The following is an 8,307-nucleotide window of genomic DNA, read 5'->3' as shown; positions in this document are numbered from 1 at the left end:
GCGATAGAATACGTGTGAAGCGGATTCATATCTGCTCATACTATTTACTCCCTTATTTTCTGGTAACAAACTGGGGCAGTATTTAGCATGAGCACCCTACGGGCAAAGCCCCACAGGAACGCTCACCACCTCCTTAGGCGGTGGTTTAAGAGTGACAAAAAAAAGGGCTGACCAATGGTCAACCCCTTGTTTTATATCGACTTTCGGATGTCGCGAAAGCGCGTTCTTAGTTAAGACGCTCTTTGATACGAGCAGACTTACCAGCACGCTCACGCAGGTAGTACAGTTTCGCTTTACGTACGGCACCACGGCGTTTCACAGTAATGCTGTCCACTACTGGAGAATGCGTCTGGAATACACGTTCCACGCCTTCGCCGTTAGAAATCTTGCGAACAGTGAATGCAGAATGCAGACCGCGGTTACGAATAGCGATAACCACGCCCTCGAATGCCTGCAGACGTTTTTTAGAACCTTCAACGACCCATACCTTAACTTCCACGGAATCACCCGGACGGAATGAAGGTACGTCTTGCTTCATCTGCTCTTGTTCGATCTGTTTAATGATGTTGCTCATAATATGTCTCTTACCCTAGGTAAACTGATATATGGGTTCGCCCGGCGCTGTGCCAGCGGCCCCCCTAGTACTCTTGTTGAGACTGATGTTCCCGTTGGAATTCAGCCAGCAACGTTGTTTGCTCGTCAGTCAGAGCTAGGCTTTTCAGAAGTTCAGGTCTTCTAAGCCAGGTTCGGCCCAGCGACTGCTTCAAACGCCAGCGACGTATTTCAGCATGGTTTCCTGACAGTAAAACTGCCGGCACTTCCATCCCCGTCAATACTTCGGGCCGGGTGAAGTGGGGGCAATCCAGCAATCCATCCGCGAAAGAGTCTTCTTCTGCAGAAGCTTCATGACCCAGCACTCCCGGGATGAACCGGGAAACAGAGTCAATCAGCGTCATTGCCGGCAGCTCGCCGCCGCTGAGCACATAATCACCGATAGACCACTCTTCGTCGACTTCGGTTTTGATTACGCGCTCGTCAATTCCCTCGTACCGTCCACAAACCAGAATCATCTTCTGATTTGTAGCAAGTTGACGTACGCCTTGCTGATCTAATTTGCGGCCCTGTGGTGACAAATAAATCACCCGAGCGCCTTCGCCTGCCGCTGCTTTAGCTGCATGAATCGCATCCCGTAAAGGTTGCACCATCATCAGCATCCCGGGACCGCCGCCATAAGGGCGATCGTCCACGGTGCGATGCCGGTCGTAGGTGAAGTCTCGCGGACTCCAATATTCTACGCTCAGCAGGCCATTTTTTACTGCCCGGCCTGTGACTCCATAATCAGTAATGGCGCGGAACATTTCTGGAAACAGGCTAATTACCCCAATCCACATAGTCTCGTTCCACTCGTTACTGGTCGTTGTACGGAAATCAAAAACCAGGATCCCAATCTACTTCAATACGATGAGTAGAAAGGTCAACATGCTTGATCACCTGCTCTGTCAGGAACGGAATTAACCGCTCCTTGACCCCGTAAGCATCTTTCAGGTTAGCTCTTACCACCATTACGTCGTTCGAACCGGTTTCCATCATATCGATGACTTTGCCCAGCCCGTAACCGTTAACGGTCACGACTTCACAGCCAATAAGATCTTTCCAGTAATAATCACCCTCATCCAGCTCAGGAAGCTGAGATACGTCGACAACAATCTCGCAATTGGTCAACAGATTCGCTGCATCCCGATCTTCAACATCTTTGATCTTGATGATCAGGTCCTGATTATGGTGTCTCCAGCTCTCTATTTCGATGAGCTGCAAACCGCCTTTATTCCGGAGATACAAGGGCTGATAGTCAAAAATACTTTCGGCATCTTCGGTGGAGGAAAACACTCTGAGCCAACCTCTGATGCCATACGTCGACCCCATCTTCCCGAGGACTACCGGGTTTGTAGGGGCTTGAGGGCTAAGCTGCTTGCTCATTGTCACCACCGCAACAGGTTATGCTGCTTTTTTAGCGTCTTTGATCAGCGCAGAAACGCGATCAGAAACGGTAGCGCCCTGGCCAACCCAGTGCTCGATACGATCCAGGTCCAGACGCAGTGCTTCTGCCTGACCGGTTGCGATCGGGTTGAAGAAACCTACACGCTCAATAAAACGACCGTCGCGCGCATTGCGGCTATCGGTCACGACGACTTGGTAGAACGGGCGTTTTTTAGCGCCGCCACGTGCCAAACGAATAGTTACCATAACATCCTCTTTAGTGAATAAAACAACCGGGCCCCATCGAGGAACGGGGCCCAGTGTCATATAAAAAGCCCGAAAATTTTACTCATTTTGGCGTAAAAAGCAATCTAAAGCGTGCTTCATCCCCGAATACTTTCTACGCCGCGGTAAAACATCAGACGTTAGCGCCCCGGAAAGCCCGGTGGCATCATACCTTTCATTCCGCGCATCATTTTCGCCATGCCGCCATTTTTCATCTTCTTCATCATGCGCTGCATGTCGTCAAACTGCTTCAGCAGCCGATTGACGTCTTGCACCTGCATGCCAGAACCCATGGCGATACGGCGTTTGCGCGATCCCTTGATAATTTCAGGTTTAGCGCGCTCTTTCTGCGTCATGGAGTTGATGATGGCTTCCATACGCACCAGAACCTTGTCATCCATCTGTGACTTGACGTTATCCGGCAGTTGGCCCACTCCCGGCAGCTTGCTCATCATGCTGGCCATGCCGCCCATGTTGCGCATCTGCTTAAGCTGGTCAAGGAAGTCGGTCAGGTCGAACCCGTCACCCTTTTTCAGCTTTTTCGCCAGCTTCTCAGCTTGGGTGCGGTCGACCTTGGTTTCCAGCTCTTCGATCAGGGACAGAACGTCCCCCATTCCCAGAATACGGGACGCGATACGATCCGGGTGGAACGGCTCCAGTGCCTCCGTCTTTTCACCGACGCCGAGGAATTTGATCGGCTTGCCAGTGATATGGCGGATAGACAGCGCCGCGCCGCCACGGGCGTCACCGTCGATTTTAGTCAGGATCACACCGGTCAGCGGCAGCGCCTCGTTAAACGCTTTCGCCGTGTTCGCCGCATCCTGCCCCGTCATGGCATCAACCACAAACAGTGTTTCCACGGGATTCAATGCTGCATGGACCTGCTTGATCTCATCCATCATCGCATCATCAACGTGCAGTCGACCCGCGGTATCTACCAGCAGGACGTCATAAAACTGCAGTTGGGCATGCTTCAACGCTTGATTGACGATATCAACCGGCTTTTGACCGGCGTCGGAAGGGAAAAAGTCGACGCCAACCGTCTGCGCCAACGTTTCCAACTGCTTGATCGCCGCAGGGCGATACACGTCCGCTGAAACCACCAGCACTTTTTTCTTCTGCTTTTCGCGCAGGAACTTACCCAGCTTACCGACGCTGGTCGTTTTACCCGCACCTTGCAACCCCGCCATCAGGACAACGGCAGGAGGCTGCGCCGCCAAGTTCAGCTCGGCATTGACCTCGCCCATGGAAGCAACCAGTTCGTTCTGAACAATCTTGACGAACTCCTGCCCCGGCGTCAGGCTTTTATTCACCTCGTGGCCGACGGCCCGCTCCTTGACGCGATTAATGAAATCACGCACCACAGGCAATGCCACATCGGCTTCAAGTAACGCCATGCGAACTTCGCGCAGCGTCTCTTTAATATTCTCTTCAGTCAGTCGGCCGCGGCGCTGATGTTGCGCAAAGTGCGCGATAGTCGATCGGTTAGATTTTCAAACATAGCTCTGCTCAACGTAAACTGGCCGCTATCGCGACGTGAACGGTGGGGATTATAACACGAAAGCGGCGGCAATCTCCGCGAGTGTTTACGGATAACAGGTTGGTGGGCCGTAATGACTAAGGCTATACTGGCCGTCCTTATTACTCTGTTGATATTAAATAATCTAACGCTATGTCTCTTTTCGCCATCGTGGCTTTAGCGGCCTATTCGCTCAGTCTGGGGCTGATTGTTCCCAGCCTGTTGAAAAAGAACAGCGCCTATCGTCGGTTGGCGGTAGCCTCCGCGGTGCTCGCGCTTGCCTGTCATGCCGTGGCGCTCTATCAACGCATCTTTGATGTCTACGTCGGGCAAAATCTGAGCCTGCTTAACATCGGATCGCTGGTCAGTCTGATGATCTGTTCGGTCATGACCTTTGTCGCCACACGCAATCGCGGCTGGTTTCTGCTGCCCATTGTCTATACTTTCGCGCTGATAAACTTGGCCTTCGCGACGTTTATGCCGGGCGAATTCATCACTCATCTCGAAAATGAACCTGGGTTGATGGTACATATCGGCTTGGCGCTGTTTGCCTACGCCACGCTGATGATTGCTGCGCTATACGCACTGCAGATGGCGTCTCTGGATTACATGTTGAAGAATAAAATGTTGGGATTTACGTCGGATATGCCGCCCCTGCTCAGCATTGAACGCAAGATGTTCCACATCACTCAGGTCGGGGTGATTCTACTGACGCTGACACTGTGCACCGGGATGTTTTACATGAGCGACTTGCTCAACAATAAAGAGAATCTCCACAAGGCGCTGTTCTCATTGCTGGCTTGGTTCGTCTATATTCTGCTGCTGTGGGGACACTACCATGAGGGCTGGAGGGGTCGCCGCGTGGTTTACTTCAACCTCATAGGCGCATTACTGTTGACGTTGTCCTATTTCGGCAGCCGCGTGATCAATCCGTTTCTCGTTCATTAAACTTACGTTTGAGACACAAAAAAAGAGAGCTTAATGCTCTCTTTTTTGTCTCTCAACGCTGGTCAGATATGCAGCTCAGCCAGCTTGTCTTTGGGCAGGGCCAGCTCATCATTCTTATTGACCCGGACATCGTGCTCAAGGATATGACGAGCGATATCCTGAGCTTCGGTCAAGGAGTGCATATCGAACGTACCGCACTGGAATTCATTCAGTTCAGGGATCTTACGCTGTTCTTTTACCTTCAGAACATCTTCCATTGAGGCTTTCCAGGCCTTAGCCACACGGACTTCATCCGGCGTACCAATCAGGCTCATGTAAAAACCCGTGCGGCATCCCATCGGAGAGATATCGATGATCTCGACCCCTTCACCATTCAGATGGTCGCGCATGAAACCGGCGAACAGATGCTCCAGTGTATGAATTCCGCGTTCCGGCATGATTTCATGGTTAGGACGGCAGAAACGCAGGTCGAAGACCGTGATGGTATCGCCGTTAGGAGTTTTCATGGTTTTTGCGACCCGTACCGCAGGGGCTGCCATACGAGTATGATCGACAGTAAAGCTATCTAGTAATGGCATATTGCCACCTCCTCATCGAAAAAATGTTTTTTTCTGGTTTCCAGGAAACTTTTTTTCTTGGCGCAAGTCATAACATATGAAAGACGCGCATTTATCATCATCATCCCTATTAACAGAGATGTTTATTTGGCCACACTCCGGTGTGGCCGTTTCTTTTTTACCCGCTGTCATTGCGCGGCAAGAAACTCATCAAAACTTTGTTTATCTTCAGATTCCAGCTGTCGCTGTCGCAGCCTTGAGCGTTCAGACTCGGCGATAAACTGGCTTTCCGTCAGGATTTCCAACGGTTCTTTTCGCAAAGTTTCACGATATTGGGCCGCCAGCGCCAAACCGACGCCGCCACTCCCTTCTTCGAGCATCATTTTCAACAATCGGCCTGAGAACGTGCTGTCCGGATCGTCAAACTGGGAAACTAGGTTATCACAGACCTGCTGGTAACGAGGTTCATCATGCTCCTTATCCAGCAATTCCGCTACCCGACGTAAATCGGCAAACAGCTCGCGCCCAACATCAGCCAACGGCTGCTGCCGCGAATCACAGCCCATCCCAATGGTTTGTCCGGGCTTACGCCCTTCAAGAATAACGCGATTCCAGTTTTTACGGGTACATTGCAGCTCTTCACTGCTCATATCCGGCGCATCGGCCAGTGCGCACCAAATCAGAAACAGGTCGAGGAAGCGTACCTGCTCTTCACTGACGCCCGTGGGTGAAAAAGGGTTAATGTCGAGCGATCTGACCTCGATGTACTCGACGCCACCACGCAGCAAAGCATCTGATGGCTTCTCTCCCGAGCGCGTGACACGTTTGGGGCGTATTGGCGCATACAACTCGTTCTCTATCTGTAGAACGTTGGTATTGAGCTGCAGGTAGCGACCATCTCGTTTCACGCCTAATCGAGCATAATCTTCGGAAGGAGTGGCAATAGCCCGCTTAACCGCTGCGACATACGTATCCAGATCGTTGAAGGTAATGCCCAAATTGCTCTGCGACTTGTTGGTATACCCCAGATCGCTGAGACGCAGTGAAGTGGCATAAGGCAGATAGCAAAGGCCATTTCCCGTACGCTCGAAAGGAATGGAGGATTCTTTTCCCTGAAGGAACGAGGAGCAGACAGCTGGCGAGGCGCCAAAAAGATAAGGGATGACCCAGCCAAAGCGGTAATAATTGCGGATCAGCTGAAAATAGCCGGATGAAATCGCGGACTTCCCGCTGGTTTCATCTAACACGCCCATTTTTTGCTGCCAAAAAGATAGCGGCAAAGAAAAATTGTAATGCACGCCGGATATGGTCTGCATTAGAGCGCCATAGCGATTTTTCAGTCCTTCGCGGTACAGCGTCTTCATCCGTCCAATATTGGATGAACCGTATTGGGCCAGTTCAATATCATCTGCCGCAGCGACGTAGCACGGCATGCTGAGCGGCCACATTCTCTCCTCACCCAGGTGCTGAGCGACATATCGGTGGATGTCGCGCAGGAACGTCAGCAGATGATGGATGTCTTTATCAACCGGAGTAATAAACTCTAACAAAGACTCAGCAAAATCTGTGGTGATCCACGAGTGCGTCAATGCGGCCCCTAACGTTTCCGGATGTCCGGTCTGCGCCAGCTGTCCATTGGCCATAACACGCAATGTTTCGCGTTCTATTCCTCGCTGAATTCCCTTGATGGCCTGAGGATGTTGTTCCAGCCAGGACAGAGATTCTGATACGTCCGGGATCAAAGCGACCTCCCGTTAGTTAATATGTAATAGTTGTTAGCATAACTGATGCCGGATGCCATCCATCCGACGCGATTTAAACTGGCTAGGACCACCATGCAACCCCTTGTAACGTCATCCAGCTCAGCACAAGATAACGTAGCGCTTTCCCAATAAAAATACAGAGCGAAGCTCGTCCCCACGGTAAACGTAGCCAGCCCGCCAAGACGCAGAGCATATCTCCAATGATAGGCACCCAGCTAAATAATAGCGCAGCAACACCATAACGTTCTAACCAGACCTGAGCCATAGCTCGCCCTCCCCCGCTGTGACGTTCGGGTAAGAGTCGGCCTACGATCATGTTGGTTAACCCACCAAACGTATTCCCGGCGGTTGCGATAGCAACCAGAAGCCATGGGCTGGACGTTTTGGCGACCAATAGCGATACCAGCACAACCTCCGAGCTGCCGGGTAATAACGTGGCGCTAAGAAAGCTGCTTCCGAAGAGCGAGATGAAAGACCAGACTTCACTCACAACGTTCTGACATCGACCACGTCCATGTTTGCCCGCGTCGCGGCTTCAATACCGAAGTCGGCATCTTCGAAAACGACGCAGTCTTGAGGGGCCACCTGGATCAGTTCGGCGCAACGAAGAAAGGTATCGGGAAACGGTTTATGATTTTCTACATCGTCGGCGCCCACTATCACATCAAAATAGTGCCGAACCCCAAGATGGCTTAGTAGCTGTTCCGCCATCGCATGTCGACTTCCCGTTCCAACCGCCATCGGCCGCCGACCGTGATAATGCTTCACCACGTCCATCAGCGGCAAAGGCCTGACAGCGTCCAGCAACATTTCCATCGCTAGCGCAGATTTTTCTTCTGCGAGTTGATAAGGATCGAGGTCGAGCTGATGTCTGGTAATAATGAATTCGGCGATTCGCCAGGTTGGCGCGCCATTGAGTGCCACGAGAGGCGCTGGATCATACTGCGCCCCCCGCCGGGCAAGTACCTGTTTCCAGGCCAGACGGTGGGTGTGCTCGGTATCCAGAATAGTGCCATCCATATCGAATATGAGGCCCAGATAGCGATCGTACATCTTGCCTCCATGGCACTTTAAAAAAATGGATATCTACTTTAGCGCAAAGTCAAAAACTTGTCGCTTATTCAATAACCATATAATAAACAGGCCATTATGGTGACTGTAAGAAATAGGAGGAAGAGAACTCATGGGAAACGTAAAACAACATTAAAGGTAATGAAGAACTCAGGCAGAGAAGCAAGGGGGGAAATCTAAGAGAGAA

9 protein-coding genes and 1 pseudogene are annotated in these 8,307 nt (G+C 51.4%); 1 reads left to right on the top strand and 9 read right to left on the bottom strand.

Going from position 1 to position 8,307, the window contains the following annotated elements; translation table 11 throughout:
* Nucleotides 1-226: 226 nt before the first annotated feature.
* The 5 genes and pseudogenes from rplS to ffh form a co-directional block, all read right to left on the bottom strand.
* On the bottom strand, nt 227-574 hold the full coding sequence (gene rplS / locus AU511_RS16165; RefSeq protein ID WP_026739733.1) for a 50S ribosomal protein L19: 348 nt from the start codon (nt 572-574) through the stop codon (nt 227-229).
* Between the two features lie 64 nt (nt 575-638).
* Entirely contained in the window at nt 639-1,391 is a 753-nt protein-coding gene (gene trmD / locus AU511_RS16160) for a tRNA (guanosine(37)-N1)-methyltransferase TrmD (RefSeq protein ID WP_094101687.1), read from the bottom strand.
* A 37-nt stretch (nt 1,392-1,428) separates the two neighbouring features.
* Nucleotides 1,429-1,977: a ribosome maturation factor RimM gene (gene rimM / locus AU511_RS16155; protein WP_094101688.1), complete on the bottom strand. Its 549-nt coding sequence runs from the start codon at nt 1,975-1,977 to the stop codon at nt 1,429-1,431.
* Between the two features lie 18 nt (nt 1,978-1,995).
* Nucleotides 1,996-2,244, bottom strand: coding sequence for a 30S ribosomal protein S16 (gene rpsP, locus AU511_RS16150; RefSeq protein WP_026739736.1), 249 nt, complete (start codon nt 2,242-2,244; stop codon nt 1,996-1,998).
* Nucleotides 2,245-2,402: 158 nt separating this feature from the next.
* A pseudogene (ffh, locus tag AU511_RS16145) lies at nt 2,403-3,763 on the bottom strand (signal recognition particle protein).
* A gap of 171 nt (nt 3,764-3,934) precedes the next feature.
* On the opposite strand from ffh, the gene AU511_RS16140 reads away from it, so the two are divergent.
* Nucleotides 3,935-4,729: a cytochrome C assembly family protein gene (locus tag AU511_RS16140; RefSeq protein ID WP_094101690.1), complete on the top strand. Its 795-nt coding sequence runs from the start codon at nt 3,935-3,937 to the stop codon at nt 4,727-4,729.
* A gap of 62 nt (nt 4,730-4,791) precedes the next feature.
* Here the strand turns inward: AU511_RS16140 and luxS are convergent, their stop codons facing one another.
* The 4 genes from luxS to yqaB all read right to left on the bottom strand — a co-directional run bounded on the left by luxS (nt 4,792) and on the right by yqaB (nt 8,102).
* Nucleotides 4,792-5,307, bottom strand: a complete 516-nt coding sequence (luxS, locus tag AU511_RS16135; RefSeq protein ID WP_094101691.1) for an S-ribosylhomocysteine lyase — start codon at nt 5,305-5,307, stop codon at nt 4,792-4,794.
* A gap of 167 nt (nt 5,308-5,474) precedes the next feature.
* On the bottom strand, nt 5,475-7,028 hold the full coding sequence (gshA, locus tag AU511_RS16130) for a glutamate--cysteine ligase (RefSeq protein ID WP_094110290.1): 1,554 nt from the start codon (nt 7,026-7,028) through the stop codon (nt 5,475-5,477).
* 82 nt (nt 7,029-7,110) lie between these two features.
* A complete protein-coding gene (locus AU511_RS16125; protein ID WP_094110289.1) occupies nt 7,111-7,539 on the bottom strand; it encodes a YqaA family protein in 429 nt (142 codons plus the stop codon).
* Nucleotides 7,536-8,102, bottom strand: a complete 567-nt coding sequence (gene yqaB, locus AU511_RS16120; protein WP_094110288.1) for a fructose-1-phosphate/6-phosphogluconate phosphatase — start codon at nt 8,100-8,102, stop codon at nt 7,536-7,538. The genes AU511_RS16125 and yqaB overlap by 4 nt, the downstream gene beginning before the upstream one ends.
* Nucleotides 8,103-8,307 lie beyond the last annotated feature (205 nt).

Origin of the sequence: Lonsdalea iberica, assembly GCF_002111585.1 — a bacterium.
Classification (GTDB): Bacteria; Pseudomonadota; Gammaproteobacteria; order Enterobacterales; family Enterobacteriaceae; genus Lonsdalea; species Lonsdalea iberica.
The sequence above is the reverse complement of the archived record's forward strand: the minus strand, read 5'-3'. Positions and strand labels throughout refer to the sequence as shown.